At 66.7% G+C, this 18580-nt stretch carries 24 protein-coding genes and 1 riboswitch; of the genes, 8 read left to right on the top strand and 16 right to left on the bottom strand.

The annotated features are described in order from the left end of the window. Nucleotides 1-32: 32 nt before the first annotated feature. The gene (locus ACH82I_RS03560; RefSeq protein ID WP_413335523.1) at nt 33-1181 is read right to left on the bottom strand and encodes a histidine kinase; all 1149 of its coding nucleotides are present in this window, start codon (nt 1179-1181) and stop codon (nt 33-35) included. A 192-nt stretch (nt 1182-1373) separates the two neighbouring features. Between ACH82I_RS03560 and ACH82I_RS03565 the strand changes: the two genes are divergently transcribed. Together ACH82I_RS03565 and ACH82I_RS03570 are read left to right on the top strand one after the other, a co-directional pair. Continuing rightward, nucleotides 1374-2045 (top strand): DedA family protein, encoded by a 672-nt coding sequence (locus ACH82I_RS03565; RefSeq protein ID WP_413335525.1) that lies wholly within the window; start codon nt 1374-1376, stop codon nt 2043-2045. 6 nt (nt 2046-2051) lie between these two features. Then, a complete protein-coding gene (locus ACH82I_RS03570) occupies nt 2052-2627 on the top strand; it encodes a histone deacetylase (RefSeq protein WP_413335527.1) in 576 nt (191 codons plus the stop codon). Here ACH82I_RS03570 and ACH82I_RS03575 read toward each other — a convergent pair. Together ACH82I_RS03575 and thiE are read right to left on the bottom strand one after the other, a co-directional pair. Then, on the bottom strand, nt 2581-3528 hold the full coding sequence (locus ACH82I_RS03575) for a ketopantoate reductase family protein (RefSeq protein WP_413335529.1): 948 nt from the start codon (nt 3526-3528) through the stop codon (nt 2581-2583). The genes ACH82I_RS03570 and ACH82I_RS03575 overlap by 47 nt on opposite strands. Nucleotide 3529: 1 nt before the next feature. Further along, nucleotides 3530-4264 (bottom strand): thiamine phosphate synthase, encoded by a 735-nt coding sequence (gene thiE / locus ACH82I_RS03580; RefSeq protein WP_413335531.1) that lies wholly within the window; start codon nt 4262-4264, stop codon nt 3530-3532. A gap of 11 nt (nt 4265-4275) precedes the next feature. After that, nucleotides 4276-4378: riboswitch (TPP riboswitch) on the top strand. Between thiE and thiO the strand changes: the two genes are divergently transcribed. From thiO to moeB, 4 genes are all read left to right on the top strand, one after another. Beyond that, nucleotides 4369-5586, top strand: coding sequence for a glycine oxidase ThiO (gene thiO, locus ACH82I_RS03585; RefSeq protein WP_413335533.1), 1218 nt, complete (start codon nt 4369-4371; stop codon nt 5584-5586). (Overlaps the previous riboswitch by 10 nt.) Next, on the top strand, nt 5583-5825 hold the full coding sequence (gene thiS, locus ACH82I_RS03590; protein WP_413335534.1) for a sulfur carrier protein ThiS: 243 nt from the start codon (nt 5583-5585) through the stop codon (nt 5823-5825). The genes thiO and thiS overlap by 4 nt, the downstream gene beginning before the upstream one ends. Before the next feature lies 1 nt (nt 5826). Beyond that, nucleotides 5827-6594, top strand: coding sequence for a thiazole synthase (locus tag ACH82I_RS03595; protein WP_413335536.1), 768 nt, complete (start codon nt 5827-5829; stop codon nt 6592-6594). Beyond that, nucleotides 6591-7823 carry a molybdopterin-synthase adenylyltransferase MoeB gene (moeB, locus tag ACH82I_RS03600; RefSeq protein WP_413335538.1) on the top strand — a complete coding sequence of 411 codons (1233 nt, stop codon included), beginning with the start codon at nt 6591-6593 and terminating at the stop codon, nt 7821-7823. Before ACH82I_RS03595 ends, moeB begins: the two co-directional genes overlap by 4 nt. Here moeB and ACH82I_RS03605 read toward each other — a convergent pair. Next, entirely contained in the window at nt 7811-8299 is a 489-nt protein-coding gene (locus ACH82I_RS03605) for an SRPBCC family protein (RefSeq protein ID WP_413335540.1), read from the bottom strand. The two genes, moeB and ACH82I_RS03605, sit on opposite strands and share 13 nt — an antisense overlap. A gap of 23 nt (nt 8300-8322) precedes the next feature. On the opposite strand from ACH82I_RS03605, the gene ACH82I_RS03610 reads away from it, so the two are divergent. Continuing rightward, nucleotides 8323-8967 (top strand): mismatch-specific DNA-glycosylase, encoded by a 645-nt coding sequence (locus tag ACH82I_RS03610; protein WP_413335542.1) that lies wholly within the window; start codon nt 8323-8325, stop codon nt 8965-8967. A 27-nt stretch (nt 8968-8994) separates the two neighbouring features. Here the strand turns inward: ACH82I_RS03610 and ACH82I_RS03615 are convergent, their stop codons facing one another. From ACH82I_RS03615 to ACH82I_RS03640, 6 genes are all read right to left on the bottom strand, one after another. Beyond that, nucleotides 8995-9639: a thymidine kinase gene (locus tag ACH82I_RS03615; RefSeq protein ID WP_413335544.1), complete on the bottom strand. Its 645-nt coding sequence runs from the start codon at nt 9637-9639 to the stop codon at nt 8995-8997. A 29-nt stretch (nt 9640-9668) separates the two neighbouring features. Further along, nucleotides 9669-10349, bottom strand: a complete 681-nt coding sequence (locus ACH82I_RS03620; protein WP_413335546.1) for a PepSY domain-containing protein — start codon at nt 10347-10349, stop codon at nt 9669-9671. A gap of 74 nt (nt 10350-10423) precedes the next feature. After that, nucleotides 10424-10885, bottom strand: a complete 462-nt coding sequence (locus ACH82I_RS03625) for a VOC family protein (protein WP_413335547.1) — start codon at nt 10883-10885, stop codon at nt 10424-10426. Between the two features lie 10 nt (nt 10886-10895). Further along, nucleotides 10896-11456 carry a DUF664 domain-containing protein gene (locus tag ACH82I_RS03630; RefSeq protein ID WP_413335549.1) on the bottom strand — a complete coding sequence of 187 codons (561 nt, stop codon included), beginning with the start codon at nt 11454-11456 and terminating at the stop codon, nt 10896-10898. Between the two features lie 39 nt (nt 11457-11495). After that, nucleotides 11496-12062, bottom strand: coding sequence for an AAA family ATPase (locus tag ACH82I_RS03635; protein WP_413335551.1), 567 nt, complete (start codon nt 12060-12062; stop codon nt 11496-11498). 120 nt (nt 12063-12182) lie between these two features. Further along, nucleotides 12183-12965: a hypothetical protein gene (locus ACH82I_RS03640; RefSeq protein ID WP_413335552.1), complete on the bottom strand. Its 783-nt coding sequence runs from the start codon at nt 12963-12965 to the stop codon at nt 12183-12185. A gap of 155 nt (nt 12966-13120) precedes the next feature. Between ACH82I_RS03640 and ACH82I_RS03645 the strand changes: the two genes are divergently transcribed. Beyond that, nucleotides 13121-13408 (top strand): YrhK family protein, encoded by a 288-nt coding sequence (locus ACH82I_RS03645; RefSeq protein ID WP_413335554.1) that lies wholly within the window; start codon nt 13121-13123, stop codon nt 13406-13408. On the opposite strand, the gene ACH82I_RS03650 is transcribed toward ACH82I_RS03645, so the two are convergent. From ACH82I_RS03650 to ACH82I_RS03675, 6 genes are all read right to left on the bottom strand, one after another. After that, complete coding sequence (locus ACH82I_RS03650) at nt 13396-13569, bottom strand: hypothetical protein (RefSeq protein WP_413335556.1); 174 nt, start codon at nt 13567-13569, stop codon at nt 13396-13398. The genes ACH82I_RS03645 and ACH82I_RS03650 overlap by 13 nt on opposite strands. A gap of 45 nt (nt 13570-13614) precedes the next feature. Further along, nucleotides 13615-15129, bottom strand: a complete 1515-nt coding sequence (locus ACH82I_RS03655; protein ID WP_413335558.1) for an ATP-binding cassette domain-containing protein — start codon at nt 15127-15129, stop codon at nt 13615-13617. Beyond that, nucleotides 15122-15934 carry an energy-coupling factor transporter transmembrane component T family protein gene (locus tag ACH82I_RS03660; RefSeq protein ID WP_413335560.1) on the bottom strand — a complete coding sequence of 271 codons (813 nt, stop codon included), beginning with the start codon at nt 15932-15934 and terminating at the stop codon, nt 15122-15124. The genes ACH82I_RS03655 and ACH82I_RS03660 overlap by 8 nt, the downstream gene beginning before the upstream one ends. After that, on the bottom strand, nt 15935-16780 hold the full coding sequence (locus ACH82I_RS03665; protein WP_230743683.1) for a histidine kinase: 846 nt from the start codon (nt 16778-16780) through the stop codon (nt 15935-15937). Then, nucleotides 16777-17967 (bottom strand): nucleoside hydrolase, encoded by a 1191-nt coding sequence (locus tag ACH82I_RS03670; protein WP_230743682.1) that lies wholly within the window; start codon nt 17965-17967, stop codon nt 16777-16779. Before ACH82I_RS03670 ends, ACH82I_RS03665 begins: the two co-directional genes overlap by 4 nt. 119 nt (nt 17968-18086) lie before the next feature. Then, on the bottom strand, nt 18087-18545 hold the full coding sequence (locus ACH82I_RS03675) for a DUF2695 domain-containing protein (protein ID WP_413335562.1): 459 nt from the start codon (nt 18543-18545) through the stop codon (nt 18087-18089). Between the last annotated feature and the right edge of the window lie 35 nt (nt 18546-18580).

The following is an 18580-nucleotide window of genomic DNA, read 5'->3' on the forward strand; positions in this document are numbered from 1 at the left end:
CGGTCTCCGAGGCGTGCGGGGTTGCAATGGTCTCAGGCATAGGGGATCTCCGCTCTCACAGTGGTTCCGGTCTTCTCGTCGCTGTCGATGCTCAGTCTGCCGTCGAGGGCTCCCACCCGGCGGGAGAGTCCCTGCAGCCCGCTTCCGTGCGGGTCCGCTCCCCCACGGCCGTCATCGACCACCTCGGCGATGAGGGCCTGCTCCCCGGCGGTGACGCTGATCGTGATGGATGCGGCCTCGGCGTGCTTGACGACGTTCGTCACTGCCTCCCGGACGACGAAGTAGGCGGCGGACTCGATGGCCTGGGGCACCCGTCGGTCGGGGACCGTAAGGATCGTCACCGGGATCGGGCAGTGATCTGCCACCCGGTTGAGCACGGTGCCCAGACCGTGTTCGTCCAGTGCCGTCGGGTAGACCCTCCAGGCGACCTCCCGCATCTCATCGATGAGGTCCTGGGACTGGACCAGCGCATCGTCGAGGAGGTGGGCGACCTTGGCAGGATCCTGCGCACGCTGTGCCCGGGCGATGAGCACCGACAGGGACACGACGTTCTGCTGCACCCCGTCGTGGAGGTCGCGTTCGATCCGGCGCCGTTCCTCGTCGATGGCCACGACCACGCCCTGTCGGGTCTTGAGCAGTTCGGTGATGCGGGTGTGATGAGCATGCGGCCGGGTCACCTCGGTGACCATTCCGTCGACCTTCCCGTGCAGCCAGCTCGCGGCCTCGGCGAGCGCGATCACACCCAGCAGGTTCGCCGCCCCGTAGAGGACGCCGACGAACAGCGTCGGCTGGGTGATCGTCCAGGCGTCGAAGCCGATGGTGATGCTGCCGCCGATGAAGAGTCCCTGGATCAGCGAGCCGAGGGTGACGAAGAGGAAGCCGCTGGCCAGATTGAGGACCGGGATGAGGATGAGGATGGCGATGAGGCCGTTGAGGAAGAAGAACACGCGTCGTCCCGGATCCGGGCCCAGGCTGATCCCGAAGCCGCGGAACTGGCGTGCGCGCTCCCAGCCGCTGACTCTGTGCGCCCACCGGGAGCTCGGCGGGAGGCAGGAGACGAGGATGAGGGGCAGGAACAGCAGTCCGCCCCAGAGCACGCCCCACACTGCTGCCGCCCAACGGGTCGCGAACATGCGGGACTCGCGGGGAATCCGAGCGGTCAGCGACATCGGCCAGGGCATGGGTCGATCGTAGCAACGCGGGTCTGCCCGCGCCCATGGGTTCGACCGCAGTCCGAACTTCCGGTTTCCCGCATACCGACGCCGGCATGCCTGCGCGCACGCCCCGGGTGAACCTCAGGCCGTGCTCGGGTCCACCGACCTCAGCCCTGCGCTGTGCCTCGTATCCGCCGTCTCTGCGGGTCACTACCGTAGATGAGTATGGACCTCGCCCTGCAGATGCTCACCGACACCGTGACCTCCCCATGGGTGTACCTGCTCATCCTCGTCTGCGCCGGACTCGATTCGCTGCTGCCCGTGGTCCCGTCCGAGACGGTGCTCATCACGGCGGCCGCCTATGCCTCCACCGGGCAGCCGCATCCTCTCGGTCTGCTCACCGCGGCCGTCGTCGGTGCGGTAGCCGGGGACTTCGCCGCCCACCTCGTCGGTCGCAGCGGGGGCGGAGTGGTCCAACGGTGGCGCCGCCATCCGCGCCTGGGCCGGGTCCTCTCCCGTTCCGAGGAGATCTTCTCCCGCCGAGGCGGTGCCGCGCTCATCGCGGGCCGATTCGTGCCCGGCGGGCGCACGGCGGCGACGATCGCCTCCGGGGTGCTCGCGTTTCCGGTGGGACGGTTCCTGATCTTCGATTCCCTCGGTGCGCTCGCCTGGGCAAGCTATTCCACATCCATCGGCCTGCTGGGCGGGCTGGTCTTCGAGGACCGTCCCCTGCTCGGTGTGGCGCTGGGAGTCGGGATCGCCCTCGTGGTGACCGTCATCGCCGAGGTGGTCCGGCGGATCGCCGAGCACCGATCCTCTCCGCACGGCACCGGTCGGACACACCGAGAACCGACCCGCTCGACGACAGTTCAGGCCGACATGGCACGATAGACGGAGATGTCTGAATCACTCGTCTGGTACGTCAGCTACGGATCGAACATGGCCCGGAACAGGCTCGCCTGCTATCTCGAGGGCGGTCGTCCCGAGGGAGCGTTCGTCACCTATCCCGGGGCGCGGGACCACAGTCAGCCGCGGGCGGAGTCCGGCATCGAACTGCACGGCTCGATCTACTTCGCCGGGAACTCCAGTGTCTGGGGCGGCGGCATGGCATCCTACGACCACGCCGTGCCCGGTCCCACGCCGGCCAAGGCCTATCTCATCACCGCCGAACAGTTCGCGGATGTCGCCGAACAGGAGATGCACCGCGCCCCGTCTGCGGAGAATTCCGTAGAGCGGCTCGCCTTCGAACTGCCCTCCGGTGCCTCTCATGCCGTCGGACCGGGACGCTATGAGACGCTGCTCGTCCTCGGCCGCCGGGACGAGGTGCCGCTGATCACGTTCACGGCCCCGCACGGCGCCGCGGACGTCGAACACACTGTACCGACGGAGGCCTATCTGGCGATGCTGCGCCGCGGTCAGGACGAGGTCACCGCACTCGGAGGGACTCACCCGCTCGCAGCTGCACAAGTGTGAGGTCGAGCAGGGGCGTGGCCACACCGAGTTCGCTCGCCGCTCGGGCCAGATCGCCGAGGATGTGCTCCGTCTCGCTCGGCAGACCCGCTGTCACATCCCGGTAGAGCGATGAGGTGAATTCCGATCCTGCAGCGGTGAGCATCGACAGTGTCATCTCCCGCGAGCTCTTCGACACCGGATGACCGGCGGCCGCGGCGATGGCCTCGAGTTCGTCGACGATGGCGACCACATGGTCCCGGCCGCCTGCTTCCATGATCGCTCCCACCGGGGCTCGGAACAGGCAGGTGACGACACCGGCGGCGGCGATGAAGACCCATTTCTCCCACAGTCCGTCGACGATGGTGCCGATGATCTGCAGCTTGAAGCCGGGGACGTCGAGTGTCTTACTGATGTCGGCCGGAACCTCGGCTCCGTCGAGATCGCCGATGGTCATCACCGCCAGATCCGTCATCTGGACGATCGCATCGTCTTTGATGGTGCCGACGATCTTGACGAGTCCGCCGAGGACCTGCCCGGGGAACTCCTGCGTCAGCCGGTCGATCTGTGCCATGCCGTTGAGGAAGGGAATGATCTGCGTTCCGGGGCCCACCGCCGGGCGGATGTCGTCGATGATCGATTCGAGACCGTTGGCCTTGACGGCGACGATCACCAGGTCGAATGCGGTGTCGCCATGTTCGGGCCCGGCCGCCTCGGCGAGTTCGGAGGCAATGAGCACGGCAACGTCGTTCGTCTGATCCTCCCCCGGGGCGATGAAGCGCAGGCCGTTCGCGCGCAGCTTCTCCGCCCGTGCCGGACGGACGAGGAAGGTGACGTCACGTCCGGCTTCGAGCAGCCGGGTTCCGAACGCGCCGCCGGTGGCTCCGGCGCCGGCGATGAGGATCTTCATGTCCTGTGCTCCCATCTCAGCGAACCTCGCTGCTGTCATCAGAATTCGTCGTCACTGCGGTCCTGAGCGCGCCTGCGGCCGCCCGGGGATCATCTGCCTCCGTGACCGCACGGACGACGACGATGCGACCGGCTCCTGCCGCAGTCACCTCGGCGAGGCGCTCACCGTAAGAGATCCCGCCGATCGCGAACCAGGGCTTGCTCACCGCCGAACCGAGGCCACGCAGCGGCTCGAGCCCGATGGCTGCGCGGCCGGGTTTGGTGGGGGTCTCCCACACGGGACCCAGACACAGGTAGTCCACGTCGGGGTCCGCCTCGGCGGCCTTCGCCTGCTCGAGGGAATGAGTCGATCGCCCCAGGATCACATCGGGTCCCAGCACGTCCCGTGCCTGCGTACTTGTGAGATCTCCCTGTCCGACGTGGAAGACGTCGGCGCCAACGAGGAGTGCGACGTCTGCACGGTCGTTGACGGAGAACAGCTTTCCGTGCCGGTGTGCTGCTTCTCTGAGCACCATGAGCGCGTCGATCTCCGCGCGGGCTTCGAGGCCCTTGTCTCGGAGCTGGATGATATCGGCTCCTCCGGCATAGGCGGCGTCGAGGAATTCGGCCAAGTCGCCTCGTTGACTGCGGGCATCGGTGCAGACGTAGAGCCTCGCCTCCTCGAGCCGGTCTTCGCGGAAGCCTCTGGTCCTGGTCTCGGACGGACTCGGAGCGTCTCGGACTGCGGTGCGCATTGTCTTATCGGCGGCCATGATCCTAGAGTAGAGGAGTTCGCGGGAGCCTCATAAAGAGGCTGAGAGGGCTTCGTGCCGACCGTCAGACCTGATGCGGATCATGCCGCCGGAGGGAGAAGCCCATGCACGCCATTGTGGTCGGGGCCGGGATCATCGGCCTGTCGACGGCCTGGTTCCTGCGCCGTTCCGGTGCCGCCGTCACCATCGTCGATCCTGCCCCCATCTCGGGTGCCACGCATGCCGCCGCTGGGATGCTCGCCCCCGCCGCCGAGGTGGCCTGGGGTCAGTCTCCCCTGTATCCGCTCATGCGCGCCTCCGCCGAGCTCTACCCGGAGTTCGCCGCAGCGGTGGCGAGCGCGACCGGTCACGATCTGGGGCATTCGTACGCCGAGACCCTCGTCTGCGCCGGAGACCGGGCGGATCTCGCTTCGCTGCGCGAACTCACCGCCTTACAGCAGGCGAACGGCTTCGAGACCACGCTGCTCAGCGGGTCGACGGCCCGCGAGCTCGAACCCTCGCTGGGGCCGGGCGTGTGCGGGGCGGTGAGGATCCCCGGCGACCATGCGATCGATCCTCGCCGGCTGTCTGCGGCACTTCTCTCGGCCGTCTCCGATCATCTCGTCACCCAGCGAGTGACCGGTCTGGTCCGGTCGGGGCAGCGCACCTGCGGAGTCGACCTCGGTGACGGAGGCAGGCTCGAAGCCGACCAGGTCGTCATCGCCGCCGGGGCTGGCTGCAATGAGATCATCGGGGCCCCGAGCCTGCCGCTGCGTGAGGTGTGGGGCGAGGTTATCCGTCTGCGCTTACCGGAGAGTTCGCCGCCTCTGCTCACCCGCACCGTCCGCGGTCTGGTCAATGCTCGTCCCATCTATGTTGTGCCGCGACCCGACGGGGAGCTTGTGCTCGGAGCCACCTCCCGGGAGGACGGACGCGGCGGGCTCAACGCCGGCGGAGTCCACCGGCTGCTCCAGGACGGCGAACGACTCGTCCCCGGCATCCTCGACGCCGAGATCACCGACATCACCACCCGAGCCCGACCCGGTTCGCCCGACGATGTGCCGATCATCGGCCGCATCGACCCGGGGTGCGTGATCTCGACCGGCTATTTCCGCCACGGCATCCTGCTCGCCCCCTTCGGCGGCAGACTCACCGCCGAACTCGCCACCGAACTCGCCTCCGACAGCGGAGTCACCTGCGACGAGGACTGTGAGTGGCTGCCGGCCGGGGCTCTCGATGCGGTGTCTCCGGAGCGGTTCACCACTCCGGCCCACATCCGTCCCCCGGACACCGACCTCAACTTCACTGCCCCGCACGCGACCACGGCAAGGAGCCGCTCATGACAACGACCATCACACTCAACGGCGAGGAACACGAACTCGCCGGCCCCACCTCGGCGCTCGAGCTCGTCGCCGGCATCGTCGGCAGGGATCTTCGCCCCGACGGCACCCCGAGCGACGGCACACGTCTGGGCATCGCCGTGGCCGTCGACGGAGAGGTCCTCCGGCGCGGCCGATGGGCCGAGTTCGCTCTGGACGAAGGCCACACCGTCGACGTCGTCACCGCTGTGCAGGGAGGCTGAGATGAGCTGGACCATCGATGGAGCGGCTATGAACTCCCGCCTCGTGATGGGCACGGGCGGAGCCGGTTCCCTGAGCATCCTCGCCGAGGCGCTGCAGGCTTCGGGCACCGAGCTGACGACCGTGGCGATGCGGCGCTTCGATGCCGAGTCCCGCGATTCGGTGTTCGCACTCCTGCAGGACCTGGGCATCCGCGTCCTGCCGAATACCGCCGGCTGCTATACGGCCAGGGACGCGATACTGACCGCCCAGCTGGCGCGGGAGGCACTCGAGACGAACTGGGTGAAGCTCGAGGTCATCGCCGATGAGGACACGCTGCTGCCCGACCCGATCGAACTCTTCCGCGCCGCCGAGGAACTCGTCCTCGACGGGTTCACCGTCTTCGCCTATACGAACGACGATCCGGCCCTGGCCAAACGGCTCGAAGACGCCGGGGTGGCCGCGGTCATGCCCGCCGGGGCCCCGATCGGCAGCGGTCTGGGCATCCTCAACCCGCACAACATCGAAACCATCGTTGCCAGGGCGCAGGTGCCGATCATCCTCGATGCCGGTGTCGGCACCGCCTCCGATGCCGCTCTGGCGATGGAGCTCGGGTGCACCGCGGTGCTCCTGGCCTCAGCGGTCACCCGCGCCCACGATGCGAACTCCATGGCCCGAGCGATGGCTCTGGCCGTCGAGGCCGGACATCTCGCCGCCGGTGCCGGTCGGATCCCGAAACGGCCCTTGGCGCTCGCGTCCTCGAGCTTCGCCGGAATGGTGGAGTCGCTGTGAGCACGGCGATCAATCCCGGGCCGTTGGTGGAACCCGGGGAAGAGCTCTCCCGGGACGAACTCGCTCGTTATGCCCGCCACCTGAGCCTGCCGGGCATCGGTCTCGAGGGACAGCGGCGGCTGCGGGCCGCCTCGGTGCTCGTCATCGGGGCGGGCGGACTCGGCGCACCCGTGCTGCAGTACCTCGCAGCGGCGGGAGTCGGTGCGCTCACGGTCATCGATGACGATGTCGTCGAAACCTCGAACCTGCAGCGACAGATCCTCCATCGCGATGCCGACGTCTCCCGGGCGAAGGTCGATTCGGCGCGGGATGCGCTCCTCCGGCTCGACCCGAACGCACGGGTGCGGGCGATCAGGAACCGGTTGAGCCCGGACAATGCGCTCGAGCTCTTCGCCTCCCATGATCTCGTCATCGACGGGGCCGACAACTTCGCGACCCGGTATCTGTCCAATGATGCCGCCGAGCTCACGGGCACGCCTTTGGTGTGGGGAACGATCTTCCGCTTCTCCGGTCAGGTGAGCACCTTCGTCCCCGACCATGGGCCGATGCTGCGCGACCTGTTCCCCGACATCCCCGAGGCCGATTCGGTGCCGAACTGCGCCGAGGGCGGAGTCTTCGGGGTGCTGTGCGGGACCGTCGGTTCGGCGATGGCGACCGAGGCGATCAAGCTCATCTGCGGCATCGGCGCACCGTACATCGGTCGGCTGCTGCGCTACGACGCGCTCAGCGGTGAGTCGTCGACGCTGCGTTTCTCCCCCGATCCGGATCGTCCCCCGGTCACCGACCTCGCCGAGGTGGCCGTGGCCTGCGCTGCCAGGGACCACACCGCCGACGACGGGGCAGGTCCTGCGCAGGCGGCATCGAATACGGAGATCGGTCTGGCTGAGTTCCTCACCGGCGAGGGTGGGCGGCTGCTCATCGATGTGCGCGAGGACTGGGAACGTGAGCTGTCTTCGATTCCCGGTTCGGTGCGTGTGCCGCTCGGCGCTGTTCGGTCCCGCGGATGGGATGCGGTGGCACCGCTTGTCGATACCAGCGCCGAGAGAATGGTCGTCGGCACGGACACGGTCCGCGAGATCATCGTGCACTGCAAGTCCGGGGTCCGCTCCGCCGAGGCGGTCGACATCCTCACAGCGGGTGCTCCCGCCCGGGTGCGGATCCGATCGCTGTCGGGCGGCATCGACGCCTGGTCAGCGAGCAGCGGTACCGGTACGCCTCAGGGACGCTGAGGTTCTTGGGCCAGGTGGGCGGCGAGTCCTCGTTCGCCCGCCCGCATCACCGAATCGTGGAGGCGGGCCGCGAGGAGACGGAGCAGTCTGATCGATCTGCGAGTCGTCGTCACACACCAGGTGGATTCGATGGTCGTGATCGGTCCGTTCCTGCTCAGCGACCATTCGCCGACACCCCGGAGGTCTCCGGTTGCCGTGAAGCCGGCGAATCGTTCGGTCCTGATATCGCGCAGCTCGATATCGAAATCGAGGCTGAGTCCGATCGGGCTGGTGACCAGCAGGTGCGCGCGACTGCCCGGGGCCACGGTGTCATCGGCGGGTTCGGCCACCGGCAGGCCAGGCCACCACTGTGGCCAGGCTTCGACGCGGGTCAGCACCTGCCACACTGCGGCCGGCGAAGCATTGACCCGCCACAGATTGTCGAAGTGGAACGGGGCTGACGCCCCCGGTGCCGTGCTCACATGTCGGTGGTCCATGCCTCGACGGTAGTGTGGAAGCCGTGAATGACGAAACACCCCGCTCGCGCCGCCGTCCTTCTCCTCTGCAGGGCCGGAAGCCGACGAAGGACGATCTCGCGGACTTCGCCACCGACGATCCCGACGCCATCGACGATGTGCTCCCGGCCGAACCCGGTTCGCTGCGGATGCTCATCGTCGGCATCAACCCGGGACTGTGGACGGCCGCGGTCAACGCGCCCTTCGCTCGCCCCGGAAACAGATTCTGGCCGTCCCTGCACCAGGCCGCTCTGACCGACACTCTCGTCGATGCATCCCGCGGACTCTCAGCCTCGGACGAACAGCAGCTGCTCGGCCGCGGGATCGGGATCACGAACCTCGTCGGTCGCGCCACTGCCCGTGCCGACGAACTCGACGATCAGGAGCTCCGCGACGGGGCGGCCCGTCTGGTCGACCGCCTCGGCGAGATTCGACCCCGCAGCGTGGCGATCGCCGGGATCACCTCGTTCCGGATCGGGTTCTCTCAACGGAAGGCGCAGCTCGGTGAGCAGGACACCAGTCTCATCGAGGGATGGCCCGAGGACATCGGACTCCACGTCGTCCCGCAGCCCAGCGGACTCAACGCCCATTATCAGATACCCGACCTTGCCCGAATCTGGCGTGAGGTCTGGGAGGGCATCGGCGACTGAGGCCCCTGTCAGGTCCCAACGGCCGTCTCAGAGAGTGTGGGACCCGGGCATGAAGTGTTCGCGACAGCGAGCGGCATAGGATTCGAGTCCGCCGATATGGCTGGCGTCGATGTCAGTGGCCGCGGGTTCGGCCGAAGCGGGTTCGGCGGATGTCGTCTCCGTCTCGGCATAGGTGCGGTCGAGTCGTTGGTGGAAGACGGCATCGCGGCCGCAGACGGTGCAGATCGCTGTGAGCTTGAGGACGGCCTCGGCGATGGCCATGAACTGGGGCATCGGCTCGAACGGTCCCCCGTCGAACGTCACGCACAGTCCCTCCACGATCACGGTGGCGCCCTCGGCGATGAGTTCTTCGACCAGGGGAACCAGTCCCTCGCCGAAGAACTGCGCCTCGTCGATGGCAATGAGGTCGTAAGCCTCGGACCGGACCGTTCGAGCGAGACTTGCGACGTCGCCGATGGGAATCGCCGGGATGTTCACTCCGTTGTGCGAAGTGACCGCGGTGAGTTCGGCGCGTGTGTCGAGGGCATGGGAGACGACGAGAACATTGATGCCGGCGATCGTGGCCCGGCGCACCCGCCGCATGAGCTCCTCGGACTTGCCGGAGAACATCGGTCCGGCGATGACTTCGAGTCGGCCCGCGGGCCGGGGTGGGACGGCTGGGTTCGTGGCCATGGGCTCAGCCTACGCCGGGGATCGTGAGATCAGTCGTCGTCGACGGTGACCTTCTTGCTGTCGACGTCGACGGTGACCTCGGTGCCCTCACCGTTGTCATCGAAGTCGAACTGGTATTCCGCCCGACCGTCATCGTGTTCGAGCTTCCAACTGGTGAGTTGGCCGTCGCTCTTGTCTGCAGCGAGTTTGAGGGCGTCGTCGAAGCTCAGTGGATCCGTGAGGTCGATGGACCCTTCCTTGTCATCGGTGGAGTCCTTCTCGGTGTCGACGACCTCGCCCGTTTCCGCGTCGACGGAGATGTCGTGGTCGGTCGAGTCCTTGAGGATCTTCACCTCGTACTGCCAGGCGGCATCGCGTCGGTCGTAGTCGAGTTCGATGGCATGGACAGTGCCGTTCCCGGCTTCCTTCTGCGCCGCGGAGATCGCATCCTCGGGAGACACCGACGGGGATTCGCTGCTGAGATCCGCGTCGGGGGCCAGCCCTCCGGAGCCCTCCGCAGGTGCGCTCGACTGCTCACCGGGATCGTCGTCTGTGTCGTCGCCTGAGTCGTCGTCGGAGGATTCTTCTGCCGGTGCTGTGGTCTCAGCTGCCTGCGACTGCTCACCGCCGCCCTGGTTCTGCTCTTCGTCCGTGCCGGAGCAGCCGGCCAGGGCGAATGCCACGGCCAGTGCGCCGGCGGCTGCGGTCGTTGCCGTAATCTTCGTCTTCATGGTGTCAACGGTAGCAACGCGCGGGCTGACGACCTACCTGCCTAAGAGGATTCTCATGCAGATGAGGACCTCATTCAGTCGAGGCAGAATTCGTTTCCCTCGGGGTCGGCCATGACGATGAAGCCGGCTTCCATCGGCGGCTCCGGATCGACGCAGTTGAGTCGCGTCGCACCGTGAGTCAGGAGTCGGCGGCATTCGACCTCGAGTGCCTCCATCCGTTCCTGGCCCTCCAGCCCGGGTGCGGTTCGCACATCGAGATGGACTCGGTTTTTCACGGTCTTGCCCTCCGGCACGATCTGGAAGAACAGGCGCGGACCGTGGCCCTCGGGGTCTTCGATTGCGGCCCGCATGTCCTCAGGCTTCAGTTCGATGCCGAGTCCGGAGATGAAGCGGTTCCAGGCTTCGAACGGGTCGGCTCCGTCTTCGAGCGGGACGCCGGGCGGTCCGGGGATGACATAGCCGAGCGCTTCGGCCCAGAACCTGGCTTGGCCGATCGGATCGTGACAATCGAAGGTGATCTGGACTGCGCGGCTCATCGTCTCTCCCTCATTGCCCGGTTCTGCCGTCGAGGCATTCGCGCAGCAGGTCGGCGTGGCCGCAATGCCTGGCGTATTCCTCGATGCGGTGGATCTGGAGTTCTCTCACCGCGATCTGGGAGTCGCCGAGGCGGGTCCCCAGATCTTCGTATCTGGCGACCTCCGCATCGGTGCGGGCCTGCTCCCGTTCGAGATCGGCGATCACGGCCGCCACCGTCTGGGCATCGGCGGTCTCGATGTCGAAGGCCGCGTCCAAGCCGCCGTAGAGTGACGGTCGGGGTGTGTCGTCGGTGATCCAGTTGCACCAATCGAGTTCGACCTCGGCCATATGTCGGAGCAGGCCCAACAACGACATGGTCGATGGTGGGACCGAACGCTCGGCCAGCTGATCGGGCTCGAGGCCTTCGCATTTCATCCGCAGAGTAATGCGGTAGTCGTGGATGTAGTCGAGTTGGGTTTCCGCTTCTCCGTCGGGGCTCGTCCCGTCGGTATTGCGCGGGTCCTCGGCAGGGTCAACCCACATGTCAGGGTAGACGGTGGCTTTCGTCCAGCGATTCGGGATGTCGGACATGACCCCATTCTCCGCCAGCTCGGTCCCGTTCACCAGAGCTCAGGTCGATCTGCTCTTCGCCGACAGGTCTTCGAGGAAGTCAGCGATCTCCGATCTCGTCCGCAGCCGACGACGCTGAGCGTGCGAAAACGCCGGGTCGCCCATGATCGCACCGAACTTGGTGCGGGCCTGCCCGGAGGAGTGCCACGCCCACCAGAAGATCGATTCTTCTCGCTTCCAGATCTTGAACCCGTCCCAGGTCTCGCGATTGCCGTTCCACAGCACCTGCCGCGTCCCGGCCCGACGGATCGTGCGCGCGATGACCTGCCGCATGATCGTCACCCGTCCGGGATCGACCCAGACGATGGCGTCGGCGCGTTCGAGGATCCGAGTGCCCAGTTTGCTCTGATAGTTTCCGTCAACCACCCATGAGTCGCCGGCGATCGCCTCATCGACCCGGGCCACGAAGGTCTCGGGATCTGCGGGAGTCCAGTCCTCACCCCAATGGAGTTCGTCGAGTTCGATGCGAGGCAACTTAAGAGTCTCGGCGATGCGCAGGGCGAGCGTGGACTTGCCCGCCCCGGAGCTGCCGAGGACGCAGATTCGGCGGGGCGGTGAACTCGTCATCGGATCAGCCTATGCCGAGCCGGCAGCGGCATGCCACCGCTGAACGGACCTGCCCGGGCATTCGGCGACCGGACCTGCCCGAGCGATCGTCGACCGGACCTGCCCGAGCGCTCGTCGAGCTCAGATCGCCAGCTGAGTCGACGAGGAGAAGAGACTCGGAACGTCTTCGCGGATCGTTTCACCGAAGGCCAGCGCCCCACCGAAGAGCTTCTCGATCGCGTTGACCGTGTGCAGCACCCTGTCGCGGGAGACCGGAGGCATAAGGTCCCCGTCCTTGAGGTATCCCCTGAGAGATCCTCGCGCGGCGATCTTCAGCCCCAGCCGTCCGGCGAGCAGCCAGGTGATGCACTCGATCTCGAAACGAACCTGACTGCCGTCGATGTCGCTGCCCGCGGCAGCAATTCCGAGTTCTGGGCGGGGGCCACGATGGCCGGCGAACACCTCGGCGAGTTCGCGCAGCAGGTGACTAAGCATGACGGTCGGACTCTGCGTCTTCGGCAGATCGACCATGCCCAGGTGCTTATGGCGCAGCCGGCTGAGCACCGTTCGCAGGCCGTCCCAGGTCGGAGCCGGGGCGCCGCCGAAGGGACCGATCGCCTCGGCGGGGACCTCAGGTCCGAACGTATCGGCGATGTCGTAGACGAATTTCACCGGAGCGAACGGATGGAGGATGACAAGCGCTTCGGCGTCGTCCTTGAGTCGACGTTCGAAGCGGTGCAGCCAGGCCTCTTCGGTTTCGACGAATCGAGCGGAACCGCGCTGCTGGGCGATCAGTGCCGCGTTGAAGGCGGCCAGCTGGGGGAAGCGGCGGACGAAGGCGAGCAATTCGTCCCAGGGCATGAGCGGCCGATGATCGCCGGCTTCGGTGTAGAGGGCGTCGAACGAGTTCACGTTTCTATCCATGACCTCACGGTACGGCGAGGCACTGACATGGATGCTCGCCGGCACGAGGATCCCGGTGCGACGTCGACGCCGACCAGCCTAATGACGTCTACCATCGAGGCAGAATCATCGCCAACATCGAGGCTAATCAGTCCCGACTACAGAAGGAGACCGCAATGGACAAAAGCCACGACATCACGCTTCACATCGGCCGCGAGGAGCTGGTCATCCGTCAGCGCTATCAGGTCGTGAGCATCGTCAACGATGTGCTCATCGGCGTCTGGTTCCTCATCGGAAGCTTCATGTTCTTCTCCGATTCCCTGATGTTCGCAGGAACCTGCCTCTTCGTCATCGGCAGCATCGAAATGCTCATCCGTCCGGTCATCCGCCTGTTCCGGCATCTGCACCTGCAGCGTTTCCGCGGGCAGAGTCCCTCCCTCGGAGATGCCTCCTACGACTTCTGAGCAGAGACGACGCGCACAGCGGTCTGAGCGGCCAGGGCCGCGACCGCCATCGTGGCCGCACCACAGAGCCACTCCCGGCGGCGCAGTCCGATGCCTGACCGTTCCAGTTCCTTCCGCGCGTAGGCGGCACCGGGCCACATGATCGGCACCGCGGTGGCCACCCCGGCCGTGTAGCGGCGCAGCGCGAGCGAGGACAGCAGGTGGGCTCATTCCACGGATGCGTCAATCGTCTCGAGCCGCCCCTTCTGCAGATGGAGCACCCGGTGTGCGTTCTCGTACGCCCATCGGCGGTCGTGGGTGGTCGAGAGGACGGCCCCGCCACGGTGGAGAAAATCGGCGATGAACAAGTTCAGTCGGTCGATGGCGCGCTGATCCCGGCCCAGTGTCGGTTCGTCGAGGAGCAGGATCGTCGCTCCCGACAGCAGCGCCGTTGCCGCCACGAGATCCTTGCGCCGGGCGATGTCGAGGTCGAAGGGATGGACCTCGGCAAGCCCGGTCAGTTCCACCGCCGCCATCGCCTCGTCGACCTGTGCCTGACGCTTCGCCCTCACGGATTCGCGGTCCCGTCGACGATGAGTAGGCAGTGGGATGGCGGTCGTCAGCTCGGCGGCCACGGTCCGTGCCGAGAGCTGGATCCCGGGATCCTGGCCCACCCATCCCAAGTGGGCCGCCCGTTCATGACTCGGCAAGCCGTCGATGCGCAGATCCGCGCCGAGGTGGCCGACCGTGATCGTGCCGGTGCACTCCGCCGTGGGTTCGAGCAGACCGAGCAGACCCCGCAGCAACGTCGATTTTCCGGCTCCATTAGGGCCCATGATGGTCACCGATTCGCCGCGCCGCAGCTTGAGGTCGATGGAGTCGAGCACCGCAGACTCTCCGCGGACGACGCGCAGACGATCGACAACGAGCAGCGGTGGGACGTCTGTTCTCAAGTTCTCGGCCTCTGGCGTGGTGTCCGAGTCCGAGGCGAGCTCAGTGGTTTCGGTGTATGCCGTCGCCCAGACCCCTCCGGCTGTCAGTGCCGCAGTCGATGCCGCTCTCTGTGTCGCGGCCGGTGTCCATGATTGCTCCTGCTCGGACACCCGCAAGAGTCTGCCGCGGTCGAGGAGGCTGAGCTCGTCGCAGACTGCGGTGAGCTCATCGGACTGGTGGCCGGTGATGAGCACCGCTCCCCCGCGCTCACGGTAGTCACTCAATGCATCCGCCAAGCGCGTGCGCGCTGCGGGGTCCAGGGACAGGGACGGCTGGTCGAGGACGAGGAGTTCCGGGCCGAGAGTCAGCAGGCTCGCCAGGGCGACCAGTTGGCGCTGCCCTCCCGAAAGGGTGTCCAGTCGACGCGGCCATAGGTCCTCGATGCCGAGACTCCGCAGCGCCGCCTCGGCGCAACTCCGAGCGGTGGCGGAATCGGCGCCGTGGAGTCGCCTGGGCAGCTGCACCTCATCGGCCACGCGACTGGTCATCCCGCTCAGTTGGGCCTCCGGATCATCGCCGAGCATGACTGCGGTGCCGTGAACCTCGAGGTGGCCGGTCATCTCCCCTCGGTCGCTGAGGAGTCCGACGACGAGGCGGGCCAAGGTCGAGGTTCCCGATTCGAGGGGGCCGAGCACCGCATGAAGGCTGCCCGGCTCGATTTCGAGGTCGATGTCGGTCAGGGCGGCGGCAGTCTTCCTTCGATAGGTGAATCCGACTCCACGCAGTGAGAGGACGGCGATCTCACTCACCTCCGATCAGCCCGGCGGCATCGGGCAGCGGGAGAACCCCTGCCACGGAGGCCGCGATGAGCAGAAGGGTGAGCACGGGAGCGCCTCGGCGAATGATCTTCTGCACTCCGTCATCATTGTGGTCCTGAAGCGACACCCGCGGACCCGAATCTTCGAGACCGCGCTGCTGGAGAACCTCGTGACGTTGTTCGACCTCGATGAGCACCGAGGTGAAGAGGCCAGCGACGATAGCAGGCAGCAGTCGGATCCGCACCGACCAGCGATCGACGGGCCAGCCGCAGGCCGCCCGGGACTCGATAGCCTGCCTGGTGCGGGTGCGCAGCAAGGGGATGAGGCCGATCGCCGAGGCACACACATAGGCCACGCTGACAGGCATTCGCAGTGCCCTGAGCCCGTCGAACATGCGTGCGGAATCGGCGCCGAGGCCGAAGAGCGCGCAGAGGGAGACGAGCGCGCTGACCCGCAGCCAGATCTGCACGGCAATGCTCAGACCTTCGACCGTGAGCCGGGCGGGACCGAGCTCCCACAGCACATGCGCCTCGGCGCCGGGGTAGAACAGTCCCTGCACGACACCGACGACGATGAGCGTCGGCAGGCACAGCACTCCCACGCCGATCATCCAGCTCGAGAACCTCACGGCCGGTGAGACGACTGCGGCCCCGAGGGCGAGGGCGATGATCACGAGGGGCACGAGCGGAGAGGGGACGCCGAAGACGAGCAGGAGGGCGCACACGAGAATGATGATCTCGGTGGCCGGGTGCCAACGCCTCCGTGTCCGTTCCCGCTCGAGAACGGCATCGCTCATTCAGCCGACCGGAACCGGTTCCGCGGCTCTTCGCGGCAGACTGTGATCGGTGAATGGGTACCGGTCGAGGATGCGTCGCGGCAGGGTGCGGAGCACGACATAGGCGAGGGCGAAGATCAGCGCCTTGTCGATGATGTCGGAGAACATGCTCTGGGCGAAGGTGGCGTTGAACATCTCGAGGCCGGCGGCCTGGAGGATGGCGACGACTCCCCCGGTGCCCGAGCCCAGGCCTCCGCCGAAGACGTAGGCGGCCACGGGAGCTCCGAGCGCTCCGGCCGGAACTCCGGCAATAGCTCCCGCGATGACGGCGAACCAGGGTGTGCGGAAGGCGCCGAGGCGGGCCGCCCAGCCGGCGGCGGCACCGATGAAGGCCGCGCCGGAACTGAAGGCGATGACGCTGGGGCTCAGGGTCACGCCCCAGATGAGGTTCGAGACGATGCCGGTGAAGGCTCCCGCGGCGGGACCGGCGAGGACGCCGATCATCACGGTGCCGATGGAGTCGAGGTAGAGGGGAACCGGCGTGACATTGCCGATGATCTGCCCGATGACGATGTTGAGGGCGATGGCCACGGGGATGAGGGCGATGATGCTGCGTGGGATGAGCGGGAGGGTGCCTGCCGCGAGGAGGATGCCGCCGATGAGGTAGCCGAGGATGACCCACAGGGTGGTGTGGCCGAGGTCGATGCCGAGGTTGGCCGGTTGGGTCAGCAGCACGGCGACATAGGTGCCGAGGATGACGAGGGTGCCGAGCAGGGTGAGGGTGAGGGGAAGCTTCGGGGTGCGGGTTTGTCCGGGACCGACCGGTGCGGTCGGCCCCTGCCCAGGCTGTCGTGAATCTGCGGTCATCGGGATGGTCCTTTCATCAGGGTGGCGCCGAGGTGGTCGAGGAAGGTCTGCGCGTCGATCGAGCGGATGATCTCGGCGTTGACCGGCTTTCCCCACCGTCCCAGCCAATCGGCGACGGTTTCGCCACGTGTGAGTGTACCCGTCAGTTCCACGTCGACCGGCGCACTGATGCTCGTCGCCCAGGGCAGCGCCCCGGGAGTTCCGTTGGGGATCGAGGGGCTGTCGTCGTTGGGCGACCCCGTGGCTTCTGCAACCGAGGTGTTCGCAGCGGTCTCGCCGCGCGCCCAGGCGAGAGCGCAGGCGAGGACGAAGGGATCGTGGATGTGCGCGATGTAGCCGAGTCCGTCGGATTCGTGGAATTCGAAGTAGAACCGCAGGGCTTCGGCCAACTGAGTCAGCCATTGCGACCAGGGACCGGCTGCGGCACCGGAGAGGATCGCCTGCAGACGGCCGGGAGTCATCTCGACCGCCTCGGTGGCTTCGATCGGAGCGATGACGGGCAGATGGCGAACAGTCCCGGAGGTATGAGCGCGACCGAAGGCGGCGAGAACGGAGGACGTGGATTCGGGGTCGAAGGTGACGTTCCATTCGGTGGTCGGGTGGGTGTTGCCGCGGTAGTTGAAGGCCCCGCCCATGATGAACAGGCGTTTGAGGAGGCCGGGCAGTTCGGGGTCGAGGTCGATTGCGAGCGCGAGATTCGTTGCAGGCCCGATGACGACGCCGATGAGCTCGCCCGGATGGGCTCGGGCGGCGTCGACCCAGGCCTGCGCCGCCGAGGTCGAATTGGGGGTTCCTGCCGGTTCGGGAACCTGCGCATGACCGGTTCCGCTGGTCCCGTGGGTGAGATCCGCATACTCCGGTCCGGCCGGTTCCCCAGAGTCACGTCCCGCGGGTTCCCCGCGATGAGGGCCTGTCGCTGCTTCTGCTTCTGGTCCTGCTTCTGAGGCGGCTCGGCGGGACTGCCAGGCCAGGGGCAGAGGGTGGCCTGCGTGGACGGGAATGTCTCCTTGTCCGGCGAGTTCGAGCCACCCGCGGGTGTTGCGGGCCACCTGTGCGGTGGGAACATTGCCGCCCGATGCGGCGATGCCGACGGTGTCGATGTCGTCCTGACACAGCAGATATCCGAGGGCGACGGCATCGTCGATGCCCGGGTCGCAGTCGAGGAACAGAGGGATTGTGTTCGGCATGGACTCCATTCTGCCCGACGTCACACCGCTTCAGCCCGTAGGCTGTTTCAGCTCGCAAGCGGCCACAGCCCGCAAGCCGCTTCGGCCCGCAAGCGGCCACAGCCTGCAGGCCGTCTCCGTCATCGGCGCGGCAGGCGGGCCCAGTTGCTGCATGGCTGCGTCGATCCTCTCCGCACGGATCGACAGCAGAGGTAGATGGTCTTCGCCGGCGGTTCGTTGATTCCGAAGGCCTTTCGGAGATCGATCGGCTCTGCGGATTCGAACCGTGTCCCGAGCATCTCACCGAACCAGTACCCGGTGAACCACGGTTTCGGGGCGAGCCAATAGGCGTTGTTGAACAGCTCGCAGTCGCAGCAGCACGCTCCCATGCTGCCGAGTCTCTCCAGCAGGGCTGTGGCCCGAGGAGCGGTCCGGTCCCGGAAGGTCACGGCGAACCGGTGGGTGCCATTGCATCCGAATTCACCGAGTTGGCGGAACACATAGCAGGCCAGGCATTCACCTGCCCTGGGGGTGAGGATGCGCGCAGAGGCTTCATCGATGATCGTTTCGAATTCTGGTTGCATGATCTTCTTATCCATGACCACACCCTGCGAGTCGCCACTGACATGAAAAC

The sequence above is a fragment of the Brevibacterium sp. GP-SGM9 genome, assembly GCF_047300845.1.
Classification (GTDB): Bacteria; Actinomycetota; Actinomycetes; order Actinomycetales; family Brevibacteriaceae; genus Brevibacterium.

Excerpts from the sequence above, each read along its gene's own strand:
- ACH82I_RS03560 (WP_413335523.1), bottom strand. The coding sequence starts at position 1,181 with ATGCCCTGGCCGATGTCGCTGACCGCTCGGATTCCCCGCGAGTCCCGC.
- ACH82I_RS03565 (WP_413335525.1), top strand. The coding sequence starts at position 1,374 with ATGAGTATGGACCTCGCCCTGCAGATGCTCACCGACACCGTGACCTCC.
- ACH82I_RS03570 (WP_413335527.1), top strand. The coding sequence starts at position 2,052 with ATGTCTGAATCACTCGTCTGGTACGTCAGCTACGGATCGAACATGGCC.
- ACH82I_RS03575 (WP_413335529.1), bottom strand. The coding sequence starts at position 3,528 with ATGGGAGCACAGGACATGAAGATCCTCATCGCCGGCGCCGGAGCCACC.
- thiE (WP_413335531.1), bottom strand. The coding sequence starts at position 4,264 with ATGGCCGCCGATAAGACAATGCGCACCGCAGTCCGAGACGCTCCGAGT.
- thiO (WP_413335533.1), top strand. The coding sequence starts at position 4,369 with ATGCACGCCATTGTGGTCGGGGCCGGGATCATCGGCCTGTCGACGGCC.
- thiS (WP_413335534.1), top strand. The coding sequence starts at position 5,583 with ATGACAACGACCATCACACTCAACGGCGAGGAACACGAACTCGCCGGC.
- ACH82I_RS03595 (WP_413335536.1), top strand. The coding sequence starts at position 5,827 with ATGAGCTGGACCATCGATGGAGCGGCTATGAACTCCCGCCTCGTGATG.
- ACH82I_RS03605 (WP_413335540.1), bottom strand. The coding sequence starts at position 8,299 with ATGGACCACCGACATGTGAGCACGGCACCGGGGGCGTCAGCCCCGTTC.
- ACH82I_RS03615 (WP_413335544.1), bottom strand. The coding sequence starts at position 9,639 with ATGGCCACGAACCCAGCCGTCCCACCCCGGCCCGCGGGCCGACTCGAA.
- ACH82I_RS03620 (WP_413335546.1), bottom strand. The coding sequence starts at position 10,349 with ATGAAGACGAAGATTACGGCAACGACCGCAGCCGCCGGCGCACTGGCC.
- ACH82I_RS03625 (WP_413335547.1), bottom strand. The coding sequence starts at position 10,885 with ATGAGCCGCGCAGTCCAGATCACCTTCGATTGTCACGATCCGATCGGC.
- ACH82I_RS03630 (WP_413335549.1), bottom strand. The coding sequence starts at position 11,456 with ATGTCCGACATCCCGAATCGCTGGACGAAAGCCACCGTCTACCCTGAC.
- ACH82I_RS03635 (WP_413335551.1), bottom strand. The coding sequence starts at position 12,062 with ATGACGAGTTCACCGCCCCGCCGAATCTGCGTCCTCGGCAGCTCCGGG.
- ACH82I_RS03640 (WP_413335552.1), bottom strand. The coding sequence starts at position 12,965 with ATGGATAGAAACGTGAACTCGTTCGACGCCCTCTACACCGAAGCCGGC.
- ACH82I_RS03645 (WP_413335554.1), top strand. The coding sequence starts at position 13,121 with ATGGACAAAAGCCACGACATCACGCTTCACATCGGCCGCGAGGAGCTG.
- ACH82I_RS03660 (WP_413335560.1), bottom strand. The coding sequence starts at position 15,934 with ATGAGCGATGCCGTTCTCGAGCGGGAACGGACACGGAGGCGTTGGCAC.
- ACH82I_RS03665 (WP_230743683.1), bottom strand. The coding sequence starts at position 16,780 with ATGACCGCAGATTCACGACAGCCTGGGCAGGGGCCGACCGCACCGGTC.
- ACH82I_RS03670 (WP_230743682.1), bottom strand. The coding sequence starts at position 17,967 with ATGCCGAACACAATCCCTCTGTTCCTCGACTGCGACCCGGGCATCGAC.
- ACH82I_RS03675 (WP_413335562.1), bottom strand. The coding sequence starts at position 18,545 with ATGGATAAGAAGATCATGCAACCAGAATTCGAAACGATCATCGATGAA.